The sequence below is a fragment of the Streptomyces sp. NPDC004629 genome (genome assembly GCF_042873595.1).
In the GTDB taxonomy this organism is placed as follows: domain Bacteria; phylum Actinomycetota; class Actinomycetes; order Streptomycetales; family Streptomycetaceae; genus Streptomyces.
Map to the genome: position 1 here is coordinate 23676 of NZ_JBIALO010000020.1, position 15316 is coordinate 38991.

Genomic DNA, 15316 nt, shown 5'->3' on the forward strand with positions numbered 1-15316 from the left:
TCAAGAGTGTTGCCACTCCCAGTTTCTCTGCCTCACAGTCACAGATCGGTGGCGCCGGATGGGCGGCGATCTGAATTCTTCCCATTCCGAGGATGACTACGTAGTCTGAGCGCGTCCAACTGCCCGGCGCCGAGTCACCACCGGGCGGATCGAGCGATGAAGGGATCGGTGAGCCGTGGTACCGACCGGCGGGGACGGGGTCGCTCCCCGGCCTGCGAGCACCGACGTGGCACGCCTGGCCGGCGTGTCACAGAAGACGGTGTCCCGGGTGATGAGGGGCGAGCCGCACGTTCGTCCCGAGGTCCGGGAGAAAGTGCTGCGCGCGGCGCGACAGCTTCGGTACCGCCCCAACGCGGCGGCCCGCAGCCTGAACTCCGGGCGCACGGGGCGCATCGGTGTCGTCGCGCTCGGCGCCCGGCTGTACGGTCCTACGACACTGCTGGTCGCCGCGGAGGAGGCTGCGCGCAGGCTGGGTTACGCGACCATCGTCGCGCACTCCGACGAGGACGACGGTCACGCTCTGGTGGGTCCCATCGAGCGGCTCCTGGAACAGGGCGTGGACGGCCTCATCCTTCCCGAGGACATCGATGAGGGCCCCCTCGCGGTGACCGTCGACGTGCCGGTGCTCACCATGGGACGGTTCCACAGCATCGCCGCCCCACGCCGTATAGAGGCGGCGGAACGCGCCGATCGCAGTGGCTATGTGGCCACCCGCCACCTCATCGACCTCGGCCACACGGAGATCCGCCACGTCTGCGGTCCCGACCGCTGGTGGGCGGCGCGGGACCGGGCCGACGGCTGGCGCTCCGCGCTCACCGACGCCGGTCTTCCGGTGGCCGACCCGGTCGAGGGCGACTGGTCCTGCGCGGGCGGCTACGCGGCAGGGCTCCGGCTCGCCGAGGACGCGGCCATGACCGGTGTTTTCGTCGCCAACGACGAGATGGCGATCGGTCTGATACGGGCCCTGCACGAGCGGGGACTTCGGGTGCCGGACGACGTGAGCGTCGTGGCCATGGACGACATCCCGGCGGCACGCTTCCTCAACCCCGCCCTCACCACCATCGTCCAGGACCTGGACGCCATGGCGGCCGAAGGTGTCGCGCTGCTCGTCGAGGAGATCGCCTCTCCCACCCCCACCGGCCGCCGTATGCATCTCGGTGAACCGACGCTCGCCGTCCGCGAGTCGACCGCGCCGCCCAGATGACCGACAACGCACAGTCAGGAGTATTCGTGACGGACACGACGCGTCTGCCACGCCGCGTCCTCTTCGGAGCGGCCTACTACGCCGAGTACCAGCGCGGCAGGCGGGTCACCGAGGACTTCGACCGCATGGCCTCCGCCGGATTCAGCGTCATCCGCGTGGGCGAGTCCGTGTGGTCGACCTGGGAACCCGAGGACGGCCGTTTCGACCTGGACTGGCTGCAACCGGTTCTCGACCAGGCGCACGCCCGGGGCATCCGGGTCGTACTCGGTACGCCCACCTACGCGGTGCCGCCGTGGCTCGCCCGTAGATACCCCGAGATCGCCGGTGAGACCTCGACCGGTGTGCGCGTCGGCTGGGGCGCGCGCCAGGAGGTCGATTTCACCCACGCCGCCTTCCGCTTCCACGCCGAGCGGGTCATCCGCGCCATCATGAACCGCTACGTCTCCCACCCCGCGGTCATCGGCGTCCAGGTCGACAACGAACCCGGCTTCCACCTGCTGCACAATCACGGCGTCTTCCAGAGCTTCGTCGACCACCTGCGCCACCGCTACGGGGACATCGAGACGCTCAACGAGGAATGGGGGCTGGTCTACTGGTCGCATCGCCTTTCCGACTGGTCCGACCTGTGGCGGCCGGACGGCAACGTCCAGCCGCAGTACGACCTGGCTTGGCGCCGCTTCCAGGCCGAGCAGACGGCTCAGTTCATCCGCTGGCAGGCCGGTGTCGTGCGGGAGTACACCGAGCCCGGCCAGTTCGTCACCACCTGCATTGCCTATCAACTCCCAGCCATGGACGACCAATTGGTCGCTCGCGAACTGGACATCACCTCCGGTAACGCCTACTACGGCATGCAGGACTCGCTACGGCTGCCGCAGCCCGAGCACCTGCCGCGGTACTGGTTCACCACCGGCGTGCACGCCCTGCACCTGACGGCCGACCGTATGTACGCCTCCCGCCAAGCGCCCTTCCTGGTGACCGAGACGAACGCCTCGTCGATCAACGACGCGGGGCACCGGAAGCCCGCCTACGACGGCCAGTGGCGGCAGGCCGCCTGGGCCCTGGTGGCCCGGGGCGCCGGGATGATCGAGTACTGGCACTGGCACACCCTGCACTTCGGCGCCGAGACGTACTGGGGCGGCGTCATGCCGCACAGCAACGTGCCCGGCCGTGCCTACCGGGAGATAGCGAGGCTCGGAGCCGAGTTCGCCACCGCGGGTGAGACGGTCGTCGGCCTGACCCCGCACAGCGATGTGGTCTTCCTGTACTCCGCCGCCAGCAAGTGGCTGATGGAGAAGCAGCCGCCGCTCGCCGACCCGTACGGCCGTCCGGACCAGCGCGCGTACCAGGAGATCTTCGACGCCTTCTACCGGGGCGCGTTCGACGCCCGGCTGCAGGCACGGCTCGTCCACGACCAGCAGATCCTCCACGGAGCACCGGGCGAAGAAAGCCCGGACCCCGAGCGCTTCGCCGCTGAGCACCCGCTGCTCGTCGCCGCGGGGGCGCAGGTGGCCGACCGGCGCCTGCTCGACTGGCTCACCGCTTACGCCGCCGCCGGTGGCCACCTCGTCCTGGGTCCACGCACCGGATACACCGACGAGGAGGGCCGCGCCCGGGAAGCGGTCGCGCCCCCGGTCCTGTCGGGGCCAGCCGGCGCCCACTACGAGGAGTCAAGCAACCTCGACGCGAAGCTGACCGCGACCGCCACCCCCGACGGCGGGCTGCGGCTGCCGGACGACGCCTCGGCCCATCGGTGGGCGGACGGCCTGATCGCCACCGACGCGCAGGTTCTGGCCTCCTACGAGCACCCGCACTTCGGACAGTTCGCGGCCGTGACGACCCGGTCGTACGGCGAGGGCCGCATCACCTGCGTGGGCACCCTGCCCGGCCTCTCGTTCGCCAAGGCCCTGTTCGAGTGGGCCCGCCCCACGGCCGCGCTGTGGGGCGCGCTGCCGCACAGCGTCACCGTCAACAGCGCGGCCAACGACGGCGGCCGGACCGTGCACGTCCTCCACAACTGGGCGTGGAAGCCGCAGACGGTCACCGTGCCCGTCGATCTGGAGGACGTGCTCGCCGACCGCAAGTTCCGCGCCGGGGACGTCGTCGAACTGGGTCCATGGGACGTCGTCGTCACCGTCGAGCCCTGAGAGGAGCACATCATGGCCCACCGGCCCAACCCTCTGATCCCGGGTTTCCACCCGGACCCAAGCGTGGTGCTCGTCGACGGTGTGTACTACCTGGTGACCTCGACGTTCGAGTACCTCCCCGGCCTGCCGGTGTTCCGTAGTACCGATCTGGTCGACTGGGAGCACATCGGCCATGTCGCCGACCGCCCGGAGCAGGTGGAGGTCTCGTCCGTCGCCACCGGCGCCGGTGTCTTCGCGCCCACCATCCGCTACCACGACGGCCTCTTCCACGTCATTGTCACGGTGGTCGGCAGCTCCCGCGGCTGTGTCGTGTTCACCGCGACCGATCCCGTCGGCCCGTGGAGCGACGGGGTGACCATCAGCGGCGTGGACGGCATCGACCCCGACCTCGCCTGGGACGACGACGGCACCGCCTACGTCACCTACTCCGGGCTACGGCTGACCGGGGAGGACGCGGGACACCACTACGGCATCGAGCAGGTCCGAGTCGACCTGGCCGGCGGCCGGGCCCTGGAGCGCCCCCGCCCGCTGTGGTCCGGTTCCGGACTGCGGTTCCCCGAGGCCCCGCACCTGTACCGGCACGGTGACCACTGGTACTTGGTGATCGCCGAGGGCGGCACCGAGCGCGGGCACGCCGTCAGCGTCGCCCGTGGACCGTCGCTCACCGGTCCGTTCACCGGTCATCCGGCCAACCCGTTGCTGACGGCAAGCGGGTCCCCGCGGTGCGTCCAGAACACGGGGCACGCCGATCTGGTCGAGACTCCGGACGGCGGCTGGGCGCTGGTCCTGCTCGGAGTGCGTCCGGTAGGTGAGGCACAGGCGTTCTCCCCGCTGGGCCGGGAGACGTTCCTCACCGATGTCACCTGGACCGAGGACGGCTGGCCGGTCCTCGCCCCCGTCGACCTGGCGCCCCGCACAGGCATCGAGAGTGTCGTGTTCTCGTTCGAGGACGGCACCGCACTCGACGATCCCGGCTGGCTGGCCGTCCGCGCCACGCCGCGGAGCATGGCCGAGGTCAGGGGCGGTCACCTGGTTCTGCGTGGCCGCGAGGCCGGGCTCGACGACCCACGTCCGGTCTTCGTCGGCCGTCGGCAGCGCCACCTCGACGCGGACGTGACCACGAGGGTGGACGCGTCCGGCGGCGTGGGCGGTCTGGCGGCACGGTACGACGAACAACATCACTTCGGTCTGGAAGCGAGGACTGAGGACGGAGCCACGGTCGTCACCGCGTGGGGTTCCGTCGTCGGCCTGCGTCAGGAGTGGCGGCGGTCGTTCCCCGCCGGCCCGGTCGAACTGCGCATGGAACTGCGTACGCCGACAGCGGCCGCCTCGGCGGCGCGTGCCGACCGGATCACGTTGTTGGCCGACGGGACGCCCCTCGCCGAACTGGACGGGCGGTACTGGACGGCGGAGACCTGCGCATCGTTCACCGGCCGCGTCGTCGGCCTGCACGCGAGCGAGGGCACGGTGCGGTTCGCCGACTTCCGCTACGCGGGCTGGGAGACCGGGCCCGGAACGGACCAGTGACACCCAGCGACCGACGGGCTGCGAATCCGCCGCCTCAGCCGTGCATCACCGATGGGACCCCACCGTGCAGGACCACTCCATAGACGCCGTCACCGGCCAGTTGCTCGTGAACGGAGAGCCGTATCTGATCCGCGGCATCGAAGTGCACAATTCCTCGTCGTCCAGCGCGAACTACCTGCGGCCGCTGTGGCAGCGTTTCACCGACTCGGCGGTGAACACCGTGCTCGCTCCGGTGAGCTGGGAACTCGTGGAGCCGCAGGAGGGGAAGTTCGACTTCGACCTGGTCGACGCGATGCTGTCCGGCGCACGCGAGCACGGGCTCAAGCTGGTGCTGTTGTGGTTCGGGAGCTGGAAGAACGGCTGCTCAAGCTACGTGCCGGCCTGGGTCAAACTCGACCCGTCCCGGTTTCCGCTGCAGACCGACGAGCACGGCGAGCCGTACGACAACCTCAGCCCCTTTTCCGAGGCCAACCGGGACGCCGACGCCACCGCGTTCGCCGCCTTCATGGAGCACCTCGGGCGTGTCGACGGCCATGAGAAGACCGTGATCATGGTGCAGGTGGAGAACGAGGTCGGTCTCCTCGGTACCGCCCGTTCGTACGGAGGGGACGCGACGGCCGCCTGGGCGGCGCCCGTACCGTCCGCCCTGGTGGAGGCGGTGCGCGCGGAGGCCTTTCCGTACGTCCGCTGCCCCGCCGAGGCTTCCACCCCGACCTGGGACGGCCTGGTGGGCGACGCCGCCCGGACGGCCGAGCTGTTCATGGCCTGGCACTATGCGGCTTACGTCGAGCACGTCGCCGCCGCGGGCCTGAAACGCTATGACGTACCGCTGTTCGTCAACGCGTGGCTCGACTCGATCGTCCCGGATGCCTCCGGGTCACAGGACGCCGCCTTCGCCGGCGGCCAGGTGCCTGGTGTCTTCCCCAGCGGGGGACCACTCCCGCACGTCAGCACGGCCTGGAAGCTGGCCGCGCCCTCGATCGCGTTTCTCGCGCCGGACGTGTACTTCGGCGACTTCGAGATCCCGTTCAAGAGCTACTCCGACACCAACTCCACCTTGTTCGTGCCCGAGATGCGCGCCGACGCCCATGGCGTCTCGAACATCTTCCTCGCCATCGGAAAGTACGGTGCCATCGGCGTCGCTCCGTTCGGCGTCGACTCCTTGACCGATCAGGAGACCCTTGCTCTTCGCCGCGCGTACGCCCAACTCGCGGCCGTGCAGAAAGAAGTCCTCGATGCCGGGACGCAGGACCTTCTGCGCGGCTTCAGAGTATCCGGGCAGGAAGAGGAGACGATCACCCTCGGCCGGAACCGGTTCCTGGTCAAGACCGCCACGGAACGCGGCGACAGCGAGGGCTGCGGGTACGGGCTCCTGCTGCAGAGCGACGAACACACCTACCTCGCCATCGGCCACAACTTCTCGGTGAGCCTCCTGCCCCGGGACGGCCGGCCGGTCGCCGTCCTGCGGGCTGAGGAGATGGTGGCCGAGAACGGCGGACTCGTACCGCGCAGGAGGCTGAACGGGGACGAGACCGGCGCCGGCACCCAGATAAGGGTCGCGACCGAGCCGACCCGCGTACACGGCTTCATGCCCACCAGCGAGATCCCGTCCGGGGTGGTGCGCTTCTCGGTGTACTCCCTCGGGAGCGCATGACACTCGAACCCCGGGCCGACGCCGCACGGATCGGCCCAGGGCCGCCGGACCGTCAGACCTGGCCGGTCGTACGTCACACCACGAGCCGTGGGGTGAACACCTCGTTCCGCACCTCGGACCGGCCGCGGATGCGCTCCAGCAGGAGTTGGGCGGCGATCACGCCCATCTCGTGACCGGACTGGTCCACGCTGGTGAGGGAGATGGGCGTGAGGGCGCCGGTGAAGGAATTGCTGGGACGCGAGACGTTCCTGGCCGGTGTTGGCTGGCGGGACGGCTGGCCGGTCTTCCACAAGGACGGTACCGGGTGCCCGCGGTGTCGACGGCGTTCGAGGACCGTTTCGACGACACCTCCCTGCACGAGCGCTGGATCGTGCCCGGCGGCGAGGCGGCGACGACCGTGGAGCCGGAACCGAGGGGGGTACGTGGGCTGCCCTGGGCCGCCCCGTCCGACGGCTCGGATGGCTCCGTTGGACTCCTGGCCACGCGCGTGCGGGACCTGCGGAGGCGACGATCGAGGGCAGCGGTCGGTTCCTGCTGCGGCTCGATCACCGTCATCACTACGGACTGATTCTGCGCGACGGCACGGTCGAAGCCAGCGCCCGTATCGGGGACCCGGACATCGTCGTGGTGTCAGCCCCGGTACCGGAGCCGGACGGTCCTGTGGTGCTGCGACTGACGGCCGAGTCACCGGCGTCGCCGCCGGTGCCGCTGGGTGACGCCGGTCCGGACACGATCCGAGGTTGGCCGCCAGGGCGCGGCGGGGGACGTACCGGCCTCACCCGTGGATGTTCTCCCGTGGTCCGCGGGCACGAGCCTGCGGACCACGGGCTGGGTCCGGGATGTGAGACTGGGGGCATGCTCGTACAGTTCATGACCGCGGTCGGTGTCCTGGCCGTGCTGACCATGGTGCCCGGGCCGGACATGGCCGTGGTCACCAAGCGGGCCGTCAGTGCCGGATGGCAGGACGGACTGCGGACGGTCGGCGGAATCACCCTGGGGCTGCTGGTCTGGGGGGTGCTCACGGTGGCCGGACTCGCGGCGGTCCTGGCCGCGTCCGCTGCCGTGTACACGGTCGTCAAGCTGGCCGGGGCCGCCTACCTGGTGTTCCTCGGTGTCCAAGCGCTGTTGCAGAGTCGTCGGGACCGGTCGCGGGCACCGGCGGCGCCACTCGCCCCACCTGCCGGCAACCCCTGGCGGACCGGCCTGGTCAGCAACGTCTTCAATCCCAAGATCGCCGTCTTCTACACCGGCCTGTTGCCGACACTGGCACCGTCCGGACTGTCTCCGCACGCCGGGATGGCCTTGCTGGTCCTCGTGCACACATCGCTCACCGCCGTGTGGCTCGGCGGGTACGTCATGCTGCTGTCCAGGGCCCGCGCGTTCTTCGAGAGGCCCGCCGTGCGCCGGACCATGGACCGTGTCACCGGCGCCGTACTGATCGGGTTCGGACTGAAGGTCGCCACGGCCCAGCCCTGAGCGGCGGGTCAATAGGTCGCGCGCCCGCCGCTGATGTCGTATACCGCGCCGGTGGAGAAGCTGACGCGGTCCGAGGAGAGGAAGGCGACGAGTTCGGCCACCTCCTCGGGGCGTCCGATGCGGCCCATGGGGATCAGGGACGTGAGTCGTTCCAGTACGTCCGGTGCCGTGGTCTCGTTCATCGGCGTGGCGATGACGGCGGGTGTGACCACGTTGACCAGAACCCCGCTGGTGGCCAGTTCCTTGCCGACGGCCTTGGTGAGGGCGATCACGGCGGCTTTGGAGGCCGAGTACGCGGCGAGGTCGGGGTTGCCGTCCTTGCCCGCCATGCTGGCGAAGTTGACGACTCTGCCCCACCCTCGGTCGCGCATGCCGGGTACGAACAGCCGCATGGTGTTCACGGTCCCGAGGACATTGACGTCGAGGACGCGCAGCCATTCGTCGCGTTCGGTCTCCAGCAGGGGCTTGTTCGGTCCGACGATGCCGGCCGAGTTGACCAGCACGTCCACGGGGCCCATCGCTTCGGCCGCGCGTCGCAGCGCCGTCTCGTCGGTGATGTCGACGCACACATCGGCGCCGTCGAGATCGAGGGTCGTCACCTTCAGACCGTCGCCGCGCAGGCGCTCGGCGGTAGCGGCGCCCAGTCCGCGGGCACCGCCGGTCACGAGGGCGGTCCTGACGTTCATGCGGTGTCTCCCGTGCGTCGGTGGAGCGGGCTGGTCACGTCATCGAGGAGTTCGAGCACGTGGCGGTAAGGGTGTCCGGTCGCTCTGGTCATGCCGAGTTCGCAGGTGCGGTTGACGGAGGCGTGAGCGGCCGCCGGGTGCCGGCGCACGGCCCGTGCCTCGGCGGCGGTCGCCGACGCGGTCAGTTCCGGGTGCAGCAGGCCCCGGTCACCGGCGAAGGCACAGCAGCTCCAGTCCTCGGGCTGCACGACCTCCTCCGCGACCACGGTCGCCACCCGCAACAACGCCGGGTTGATGCCGAGCTGTGTGGAGGAGCACGTGGGGTGGATGACGACCGAGGGCAGACGGCGGGCGGGCGGGAGGCCGGGCAACACGTGCGTGTCGACGAACTCCACGGCGTCCATGACGCGAAGTCCTTCCCCGGCGAGCATGCGCGTCAGTCCTTCGGTGCACGAGGCAGCGTCCACCACCACGGGGAGCGCGCCGCCGTCCGCGGCCTCGCGCAGGACGGGCCGCACCCGGTCGCGCATGGCCGTGTGCCCGTCGGTCAGGCCTTTGGACTTCCACGGCGTACCGCAGCACAGGGAGGCGATCTCCTCCGGTACCCGGACCTCCACACCGGCTCGCCGGCACAGGGCCAGGAAAGCGTCATGGACTCCCGTGCCCGTCGCGACATCGGCCGGTGCGAACATCGTGGACAGGCAGGCCGGGAAGTAGACCGCCTGCGGTGACCCCGCTCGGACGGGGCGGCGGCGGCTGCCGCCGCGCGGCAGGTCGACGGACCAGGCGGGGACCGTCTCGGGGCCGAGCAGCGCCCGCCCGGCGGAGGTGGCCCGGGTGGGCAGTGCGTCGGGCACGGCACGCGCGGTGGTCAGCGCCACGCCGGCCACCCTCGTGGCGCCGTCCCAGTGCCGGGCGGCGTAGGCCCACACCTTCTGCTCGGTCCGTCCGCGCTGTCCGGCGCGCAGCCTGCGCGTCAGGTCGCCGGTGTCGATGCCGACCGGGCACGCCGTGGCGCACATGCCGTCGACGGCGCACGTGTCGATCCCGTCGTACTGATAGTCACTCTCCAGTTCGGCCAGCAGTCCGGCGTCGCCCGCTCCCTCGGCCCGGGCCATCTCCCGGCGCAGCACGATGCGCCGGCGCGGTGATGTGGTGAGGTCCTGGCTGGGGCAGACCGGTTCGCAGTAGCCGCACTCGACGCACCGGTCGACCTCCTCCTCGACCGTTGGCGTGGACTTGAGGTGGCTGATGTGCCCGGCCGGGTCCTCGTCGAGCAGCACACCGGGGTTGAGCAGGCCGTGCGGGTCGAGGAGCCGTTTGACTTCACGCATGACCTCGTAGAGCTCGTCGCCGTACTGGCGGCGGACGTACGGTGCCATGATCCTTCCGGTGCCGTGCTCGGCCTTGAGGGTGCCGTCGGCGCCGAGCACGAGGTCGGCCATGTCGTCGGTGAAGCGCAGGTAGCGGTCGATGTTGCCGGGGGTGCCGAAGTCCTCGTTGAGCAGGAAGTGGATGTTGCCGTCCTTGGCGTGGCCGAAGATGACGCTGCCGCCGTAGCCGTGGGCGTCCAACAGCCGGGTCAGTTCGGAGCAGGTGGGCAGCAGCGCGTCGACCGGGACGGCGATGTCCTCCAGCAGCGCCGTCGTCCCGGACGGGCGGGCGCCGGCGACGGTGGCGTAGAGCCCCTTGCGGATGTGCCAAAGGGCCGCCCGGTCGGCGGCGTCGGTGCTCAGCTCCGTGGGTGACATCAGGGGGAGCCGGGCGAACAGGCGGGAGGAGTCGTCGATCCGGTCGGTGAGTTCCTCGCGCGTCGGGCTCTGATGTTCCACCAGCAGCGCGGCGTGCTCGTGCACCGTGAGGGCGCGCAGCGCGGTGATCGCCCGGGGGTCGCGCTGGGCGACGCGCAGGCTGGTGGCGTCGAGCAGTTCGACCGTGGCGAAGCCGGCGTCGACCAGGGCGGGCAGGGCGCCGGTGGCTGCCGCCAGGTCGGGGAAGAACAGCAGCGCGGTGGCGGCGTGTGGGTGCGCCGGGACGGTACGGAAGGTCGCCTCGGCGACGAAGGCGAGGGTGCCCTCGCTGCCGATCACCAGGTGCAGCAGGAGGTCGACCGGGCGGGTGTGGTCGACGAAGGAGTTGACCCCGTAGCCCATCGTGTTCTTGATCGAGTACAGCTTCTCGATCGTGCGGACCGAGGCGGGGTTGCCCCGCACCCGGTCGCGCAGGCGGGCCAGCCCCTCGTGGAGGGCGGGTTCCAGTGCGCGCAGCCGTTCGTCGGCGTCGTGGGCCGCGGTGTCGAGCACGGTGCCGCTGGGCAGCACCAGGACGGCGGACTCCAGCGTCCGGTAGGTGTTGGCCTCGGTGCCGCAGGCCATGCCGGAGGAGTTGTCGGCGACGACCCCGCCGATGGTGCAGGCTGATTCGCTGGCCGGGTCGGGGCCGAGCTTGCGGCCGTGGCGGGCCAGGCGGGTGTTGACGGCGCGCACGGTCGCGCCGGGCTGGACGCGGACGCGCGCGCCGTCGTCCAGGACCTCGATGCCGCGGAAGTTGCGGCGGGTGTCGACCAGCACCCCGTCGTTGGTGGCCTGCCCGGACAGGCTGGTGCCGCCGGAGCGGAATGTCAGCGGGAGGTCGTGTGCGGCCGCGACGCGCAGCAGGGCGGCGACCTCGGCGGCGTCGCGAGGAGTGACGACGGCCCGGGGGACGAGCAGGTAGTGGGAGGCGTCGTGGGCGAAGGACAGCCGGTCGACGGGCCGGCCGGTGACCGCGCCCGGTGCCGCCGACTCCAGTCGCGCCAGCAGAGTCCCCTCGGCGGTGAGCGGACCGGGACTCGCGGTCCGCTCGGCGCGGGGTCGGTCAGTGCGACTCACGGCTCACCTCCGATCCGCTGGAACCGGTGAGGAAGTCCAGGTCGGCGCCGGTGTCGGCCTGCTGGACGTGGTCGACGTAGAGCCGTTCCCATCCGCGACGCGGGGCGGCGAAGCCGGCGACGGTCGCCTCGTTGGGGGTGCGTCGGGCGAGTTCGCCTGCGGGGACTTCGAGGTCGATGCGGCGGGCCTCGACGTCCAGGCTGATGATGTCCCCGGTGCGCACCAGGGCGAGGGGGCCGCCGGCGGCCGCCTCGGGCGCCACGTGCAGCACGACCGTGCCGTAGGCGGTGCCGCTCATCCGGCCGTCGCAGACGCGGACCATGTCGCGCACGCCCTGTTCGAGCAGTTTCCTGGGCAGTGGCATGTTGGAGACTTCCGGCATGCCCGGGTAACCCTTGGGGCCGCAGCCGCGCAGAACCATGACGGAGTCGGCGTCGATGTCGAGTTGGGGATCGTCGACGCGGGCGTGAAAGTCCTCGATGCTGTCGAAGACGACCGCTCTGCCGCGGTGGCGCAGCAGGTTCGGTGAGGCCGCCGCCGGTTTGATGAGGGCGCCCCGGGGGGCGAGACTGCCGCGCAGGACGGCGATGCCGCCCTCGGCGACCAGCGGCTCCTGCCGGGTTCGGATCACCTCGGGATCCCAGATCGGGGCATCGTCGAGGTGGTCCACCAGCGGGGTGCCGGTGACGGTCAGTGCCTCCGGGTCGAGCAGGTCGCGGACCTCGCGCAGGACGGCGAGCAGTCCGCCGGCCCGGTGGAAGTCGTCCATGAGGAACCGTCCGGCCGGCAGCAGGTCCACGAGGACCGGCACACGGGAGCCGATGCGGTCGAAGTCGTCCAAGGTCAGGTCGATGCTGAGGCGGCCGGCGATCGCCAGGAGGTGCACGACCGCGTTGGTGGAGCCGCCGACGGCCGCGAGCGCCACGATGGCGTTGTGGAAGGAGGCCTTGGTCAGGAAGGTGCCGGGCCTGCGGTCTGCGGACACCATGTCGACGGCGAGGCGGCCGGTGCCGTGTGCGGCCTCCAGGAGGCGGCTGTCGGGGGCGGGGGTGCCGGCGGTGCCGGGCAGGGTGGTGCCGAGCGCCTCGGCGACGACGGCCATCGTGGACGCGGTCCCCATGGTGTTGCAGTGCCCGCGGCTGCGGATCATCGCGGACTCGGAGCGGGTGAACTCCTCGTTCGACAGCGTGCCCGCCCTGACCTCCTCCGAGAGGCGCCATACGTCGGTGCCGCAGCCAAGCGGTGCGCCCCGGAAGGTACCGGTCAGCATCGGACCGCCGGGGACGACGACGGCGGGAAGGTCCACCGAGGCGGCGGCCATGAGCAGCGAGGGGATGGTCTTGTCGCAACCGCCGAGCAGCACGACGCCGTCGATGGGGTTGGCCCGCAGCATCTCCTCCGTGGCCATGGCCGCCATGTTGCGCCAGAGCATGGCGGTGGGGCGCATCTGGGTCTCGCCCAGGGAGATCACGGGAAGTTCCAGCGGTATGCCGCCCGCCTCGTACACGCCGTTGCGGACGGCGGCGGCCACCTCGGTCAGGTGTGTGTTGCACGGCGTCAGCTCGGAGGCGGTGTTGGCGATGGCGATCTGCGGACGGCCCGTGAACGCGTCACCCGGTACACCGCGGCGCATCCAGGCCCGGTGGATGTAGGCGTTGCGGTCCTGACCCGCGTACCACTGCGCACTACGGAGCTTCACACACGGCTCTTTTCATTAATCGGCATGATGGTCTGAGATTTGGAACACGAGAAGCACGGAGGAGCATACGCAGATTCAACGCGGGCCGACAGACCCTGCGGACGGGAAGCGCCCGGTCGGCGGGCGCGTAGGCCGGCCACCGCGGCAAGGTCGCGCCGTTGGGAGTGCCCGTGTGGGACAGCCCGCTCAGCGCGGTGAGCAGGAGCGCGTCGACGGCAGTGAACGGTCGGTTTCGCAATCGTCGTGTCGGCGCCGCGCGACGAACGCTGCCAAGGCATCGCCCAACCCTGACGGACTTTTCATTAGTCGGTACGGTGGTCTACGGTTTGGAACACGATGGAGTACAACGAGATGTCGACACACACCACGGACGAAAGCCACACCGACCGCGGTGACATCCAGCGCCTGGTGGGTTCGGACCGGGTCCTGGCCGTCCTCAAGGAACTCGCCCGTCATCCCGACGGCGTGGGGCTGGAGGAGATGACCCGGGCGATCGGAGCCCCGAAGCCGACGGTGCACCGGGCACTCGGCGCGCTGCGCCGGGCCGGCCTCGCCGACCAGGACGGGCGAGGCCGTTACCTGCTGGGCGACGAGTTCCTCCGGATGGCGTTCGCCCACCACGAGGCCCGGCCGGAGCACCGGCGCATCACCCCCCTGCTGGACACCCTGGCCGCCCGGTTCGGCGAGACGGCGCACTACGCCGTGCTCGACGGTCGCGAGGTGGTCTACCGGGCCAAGGTCGACCCGCCCAGCGGCGCGGTGCGGCTTACCTCCACGGTCGGAGGCCGCAACCCGGCCCACTCCACGGCCGTCGGCAAGCTGCTGCTCGCGCACCGGCTGCCCACGTCGGAGGCCGTTCGGGACTGGGTGGGTGACGATCCGCTCGCGCGCCGCACGGACCGGACCCGGTGCACGGCCGAGGATCTGCACCAGGAGTTCGAGCTGATCCGGGAGCGCGGGTACGCCGTCGACGACCAGGAGAACGAAACCGGGGTCAATTGCGTCGCGCTGCCGGTCTACGCAGCTGCACCGGGCGTTCCCACCGGCGCGGTCAGCGTGAGCGCCGTGGCCTACCGCACTCCGCTGAGCACCCTGACAGACGCCTTCCAGGAGATCAGAGACCTGCTCGGCGTACTGGGCACGGCTCACCTCTGACCTACGCCCTCACCCAACCCACTTGGAGAACGATCCGTGTTCCTCATGCGCATCGGCGCCCCCGGCACCGAGAAGCCCGTCGCCCGCATCGACGCCGACACCTATGTCGACCTGTCGGACGTCGTCACCGACTTCGACGAAGCCTTCTTCGGCTCCGGCGGCATCGACCGGGTTCGTCCCGTCATGGCGGAGCGCGCCGCCGCAGGACAGGTGTCCCGCTTCGCCGGGGAACGGATCGGCGCACCGATCGCCCGGCCGCACCAGATCCTGTGCATCGGCCTCAACTACCGCGACCACGCGGCCGAGACGGGACAGGCCGTGCCCGACGAGCCGATCCTGTTCACCAAGTCGCCCAACACCCTGATCGGCCCGAACGACGACGTGCGCATTCCCCGCGGCTCCACCAAGCCGGACTGGGAAGTGGAACTCGGCATCGTCATCGGCAGGCGGACCAGCTATCTGGACTCGGTGGACGAGGCCCGGGACGCCATCGCCGGCTACCTCGTGGTCAACGACGTCAGCGAGAGGGCCTTCCAGATGGAGCGCGGCGGGCAGTGGGCCAAGGGCAAGTCCGCCGAGACGTTCAACCCCGCCGGACCGTGGCTCGCCACTCCCGACGAGATCGACGACGTCCTCGCCCTCGACATGTGGCTGGACGTCAACGGCGTGCGCCGGCAGAACGGCAGCACCAAGACGATGATCTTCGATCCGTACTTCATCGTGCACCACCTCAGCCAGTTCCTCGTCCTCGAACCGGGCGACCTGATCAACACCGGCACCCCGCCCGGTGTCGGCATGGGTTTCAACCCGCCGGTGTGGCTGCAGCCGGGCGACGTCATGGAACTGGGCATCCAGCAGTTGGGCAGTCAGCGGCAGAACGTGCTCGGACCTCGGTGAACGG

The 15316-nt window shown here is 70.6% G+C and carries 12 protein-coding genes; 8 read left to right on the top strand and 4 right to left on the bottom strand.

Going from position 1 to position 15316, the window contains the following annotated elements; translation table 11 throughout:
• Nucleotides 1–226: 226 nt before the first annotated feature.
• The 4 genes from ACFYTE_RS27565 (at nt 227) to ACFYTE_RS27580 (ending at nt 6529) form a co-directional block, all read left to right on the top strand.
• Entirely contained in the window at nt 227–1204 is a 978-nt protein-coding gene (locus ACFYTE_RS27565; RefSeq protein ID WP_388715767.1) for a LacI family DNA-binding transcriptional regulator, read from the top strand.
• On the top strand, nt 1201–3348 hold the full coding sequence (locus ACFYTE_RS27570; RefSeq protein WP_388715769.1) for a beta-galactosidase: 2148 nt from the start codon (nt 1201–1203) through the stop codon (nt 3346–3348). Before ACFYTE_RS27565 ends, ACFYTE_RS27570 begins: the two co-directional genes overlap by 4 nt.
• Before the next feature lie 12 nt (nt 3349–3360).
• Nucleotides 3361–4875, top strand: coding sequence for a family 43 glycosylhydrolase (locus ACFYTE_RS27575; RefSeq protein WP_388715772.1), 1515 nt, complete (start codon nt 3361–3363; stop codon nt 4873–4875).
• A 64-nt stretch (nt 4876–4939) separates the two neighbouring features.
• A complete protein-coding gene (locus ACFYTE_RS27580) occupies nt 4940–6529 on the top strand; it encodes a DUF5597 domain-containing protein (protein ID WP_388715775.1) in 1590 nt (529 codons plus the stop codon).
• Nucleotides 6530–6602: 73 nt separating this feature from the next.
• On the opposite strand, the gene ACFYTE_RS27585 is transcribed toward ACFYTE_RS27580, so the two are convergent.
• Nucleotides 6603–6821 (bottom strand): hypothetical protein, encoded by a 219-nt coding sequence (locus tag ACFYTE_RS27585; protein WP_388715778.1) that lies wholly within the window; start codon nt 6819–6821, stop codon nt 6603–6605.
• Nucleotides 6822–6833: 12 nt separating this feature from the next.
• Here ACFYTE_RS27585 and ACFYTE_RS27590 point away from each other — a divergent pair, with 12 nt between their 5' ends.
• Nucleotides 6834–7097, top strand: coding sequence for a hypothetical protein (locus ACFYTE_RS27590; protein ID WP_388715780.1), 264 nt, complete (start codon nt 6834–6836; stop codon nt 7095–7097).
• Nucleotides 7098–7384: 287 nt separating this feature from the next.
• Entirely contained in the window at nt 7385–8005 is a 621-nt protein-coding gene (locus ACFYTE_RS27595; RefSeq protein ID WP_388715784.1) for a LysE family translocator, read from the top strand.
• 8 nt (nt 8006–8013) lie between these two features.
• Here ACFYTE_RS27595 and ACFYTE_RS27600 read toward each other — a convergent pair whose 3' ends face one another.
• The 3 genes from ACFYTE_RS27600 to ACFYTE_RS27610 are packed head-to-tail and all read right to left on the bottom strand — an operon-like array spanning nt 8014 to nt 13260.
• Nucleotides 8014–8691 carry an SDR family NAD(P)-dependent oxidoreductase gene (locus ACFYTE_RS27600; RefSeq protein ID WP_388715787.1) on the bottom strand — a complete coding sequence of 226 codons (678 nt, stop codon included), beginning with the start codon at nt 8689–8691 and terminating at the stop codon, nt 8014–8016.
• A complete protein-coding gene (locus tag ACFYTE_RS27605) occupies nt 8688–11561 on the bottom strand; it encodes an FAD-binding and (Fe-S)-binding domain-containing protein (RefSeq protein WP_388715789.1) in 2874 nt (957 codons plus the stop codon). The genes ACFYTE_RS27600 and ACFYTE_RS27605 overlap by 4 nt, the downstream gene beginning before the upstream one ends.
• On the bottom strand, nt 11548–13260 hold the full coding sequence (locus ACFYTE_RS27610; RefSeq protein ID WP_388715792.1) for an IlvD/Edd family dehydratase: 1713 nt from the start codon (nt 13258–13260) through the stop codon (nt 11548–11550). Before ACFYTE_RS27610 ends, ACFYTE_RS27605 begins: the two co-directional genes overlap by 14 nt.
• A 336-nt stretch (nt 13261–13596) precedes the next feature.
• On the opposite strand from ACFYTE_RS27610, the gene ACFYTE_RS27615 reads away from it, so the two are divergent.
• Together ACFYTE_RS27615 and ACFYTE_RS27620 are read left to right on the top strand one after the other, a co-directional pair.
• The gene (locus ACFYTE_RS27615) at nt 13597–14415 is read left to right on the top strand and encodes an IclR family transcriptional regulator (protein WP_388715795.1); all 819 of its coding nucleotides are present in this window, start codon (nt 13597–13599) and stop codon (nt 14413–14415) included.
• A gap of 36 nt (nt 14416–14451) precedes the next feature.
• On the top strand, nt 14452–15312 hold the full coding sequence (locus ACFYTE_RS27620) for a fumarylacetoacetate hydrolase family protein (RefSeq protein WP_388715797.1): 861 nt from the start codon (nt 14452–14454) through the stop codon (nt 15310–15312).
• Nucleotides 15313–15316: the final 4 nt, after the last annotated feature.

What these genes read in the sequence shown, in the direction of transcription:
- ACFYTE_RS27595 (WP_388715784.1), top strand. Translation starts at nt 7,385, where the DNA reads ATGCTCGTACAGTTCATGACCGCGGTCGGTGTCCTGGCCGTGCTGACC.
- ACFYTE_RS27575 (WP_388715772.1), top strand. Translation starts at nt 3,361, where the DNA reads ATGGCCCACCGGCCCAACCCTCTGATCCCGGGTTTCCACCCGGACCCA.
- ACFYTE_RS27600 (WP_388715787.1), bottom strand. Translation starts at nt 8,691, where the DNA reads ATGAACGTCAGGACCGCCCTCGTGACCGGCGGTGCCCGCGGACTGGGC.
- ACFYTE_RS27570 (WP_388715769.1), top strand. Translation starts at nt 1,201, where the DNA reads ATGACCGACAACGCACAGTCAGGAGTATTCGTGACGGACACGACGCGT.
- ACFYTE_RS27615 (WP_388715795.1), top strand. Translation starts at nt 13,597, where the DNA reads ATGGAGTACAACGAGATGTCGACACACACCACGGACGAAAGCCACACC.